Here is a 2,308-nt window from a genome sequence, read left to right on the forward strand (position 1 = left end):
GATTTAGAACCTATAAAGCGCTGAAAGTATGTCTTTATCATAATCTTGGGGATCTTCCAGAACCCGAATCAACCCACGAATTCTTCTGACGAGGCATTTTTCTTATCATAGGGGTGTATGAAGCGTAAGCTTCACCTGTAGCTATCGTGTGCCAAACTCGAAATGCTTTAGCAAAGTTAGAAGGATTCTTTAGATCAATGTGTATCGCATCAGGACAATTTATTGCTTCACCTTCGATTTCCCACGATACTTTCCAAGTTCCGTCCTCGACTATGTAACGCATCTCAATCTTTCCAATGTTTTCTCCGTCTTTGTTCAATACGGGAAAGTAGGCGTCTGAGTTGTCGAGATCGTTGATGCAGCCGTGCAACACAGAAACAATAGCAACAACCAAGTCGTGAAGTGCTTCTAAGTCTTCAATGCTTGGTTTTTGAAAGTCATGTTCGATTCGGTTTCTGATCGCTAGAAATCGTCCAACTGTCCTTGAACGAAAGACTCCCGATTCGTGCAAAAAACTCAGTTTCGAATCTATTCCTAAATTTCTTTTTCTTACTATCGGGAGAATTCCCCACGCGAAGAGAAAGCAATCAATTTGACAGTCTAATGCCCGTTTGAGGTTGGAAACGCAGCTAATCAAGAGATTCTCCTTTTGGAAATCATCCTTCGAAGAAAGCCATTCCTGTAGGTTTGCCTCTGCGAAATCTAGATAATCGTAAGGATAGTAGTCAAAATCTGGATATTTAGGCATCACGCCTCCGTTCCCATCGTGGTCAATTCCTTGGATGTGCCTGACGGCGATCTCGATCAAGCTATCGATAGTTGGAGTTTCGGTGCTCATTATTTTCTGGCGAACGTCGAGGCCACACGACGAGCGCTTGCGCTCGTTGTGTGAGCCGTCTTGTTCACATTATTTTAGTTATGCAGTTTCGTTGAAACCGCCTGTTGGTAAACGCAACTCCTTAATTGCCTTACCAATACTTTGATATTGTTTCGATTCAATACCTGTGGATTCTCTCGACACTCGATCAAAGTACGAATAGAAATCCGTTGTCTGTCGGATGTTGGTGTTATCCGACGCTAATGACTTCATTATTTGAAATTCTTCGAATGATATTTCATCCATGATCATTAGGTACTCTCCAGCTTTGAGAAGTTCGTTACCAGATGCTTTGCTAAGATCTATCATTGAGAACTCATGTCGAGGTCTTCCTGCGTGCTTGTGGATCATATCGCCAAATTCGATAAGTTCTTGGCCGTTTATTACGTTTTTAAATTCTGGTGGGTTTGAGCGCAAATATTCCGTAAATGCTGTGCTTGCCACGTCGATAGATGTGTTTTCATCAATACCCGCTAGTTTTATCTCTTCTCCTTTTATGTTTCCCAAACCTATCACGATATCGCCTTTCAGGGGGCCTGGGCCTGCACCTATGGGGTGATCGTCTAGTAAATACATAATCTGAAAGTCCCCGCGTTCATATTCTACATAGCGATCATTTGAGTTTGGGAATGTTTTCTCAATTCCGGTAGGAACGCGTTCTTCTTGGGGTTTTGTAGGGGCTGATGCTAATTCGACTGTTGTCGATTTCTGTGTCGTGTTTCGATTGGAAATGTGGGTAATTGGGTTTGGAGGAGTTGTGCCTTGGATTTCCATCTTTGTAGTTTTTTTTGTGAACGCCAAGCTCTCACGACGCGGGCTTGCCCGCGTTGTGAGAAGCGCCTTGTTCGCTCCTTTTGATTAGTCTAAATTCTTCTGCTGATTTGGATTTGAAGCGTTTCCAAAATCTCAAACTCAAGGTTTCTTCATCGAGTCTGATCTCGTAAATCAATCCATCATTTCCTTTGAATCTATTCTTCTCTTTCGGGGTTAAGGTGACGACCATTTCCTCGGCCATCGGGTAGTGCAGTACTAGCTTTCCGTCTTCTTTCTCTTCTATTCGGAAGGGTTTCTTCCCAAGGACGAAAGGGGTGTACTCACCAAATGCTCGCCTGACGAAATCTTGATGCTCATCTTTTGCTATCGCTGGTGCCGAACTAACGTCAAAATACCAATCTCCTTCGTAACTGGAAAATGCATACGACGTCAGTGCTAGAAATAACGTGAAGACTGCTGTTTTCATTTTTTTAGCGAACGCTAAGCTCAGACGCGGAGGCCAAAGCTTTCGTTTGAGTTTCTGGGGCGGTCTGTTTTCATGGGGTCGATGTGAAAGAGGCGGGCGTATGCCGGAGTTGTCTGCGGCGCCTGGTTGTAATGAGGATCACACAACCTGCCAATGCAGGAGTCCAACCTAGGTCGGACTGTCTTGTGGCT

Annotated in this window: 3 protein-coding genes; all 3 read right to left on the reverse strand. The window is 44.0% G+C overall.

The annotated features are described in order from the left end of the window. Positions 1-37 precede the first annotated feature (37 nt). Positions 38-838, reverse strand: a complete 801-nt coding sequence (locus QEH53_RS23550) for a hypothetical protein (RefSeq protein ID WP_309025687.1) — start codon at positions 836-838, stop codon at positions 38-40. A 78-nt stretch (positions 839-916) separates the two neighbouring features. After that, positions 917-1,651, reverse strand: a complete 735-nt coding sequence (locus QEH53_RS23555) for a hypothetical protein (RefSeq protein ID WP_309025688.1) — start codon at positions 1,649-1,651, stop codon at positions 917-919. Positions 1,652-1,682: 31 nt separating this feature from the next. Further along, positions 1,683-2,117 (reverse strand): hypothetical protein, encoded by a 435-nt coding sequence (locus QEH53_RS23560; protein WP_309025689.1) that lies wholly within the window; start codon positions 2,115-2,117, stop codon positions 1,683-1,685. Between the last annotated feature and the right edge of the window lie 191 nt (positions 2,118-2,308).

Origin of the sequence: Pelagicoccus sp. SDUM812002, assembly GCF_031127835.1 — a bacterium.
In the GTDB taxonomy this organism is placed as follows: domain Bacteria; phylum Verrucomicrobiota; class Verrucomicrobiia; order Opitutales; family Opitutaceae; genus Pelagicoccus.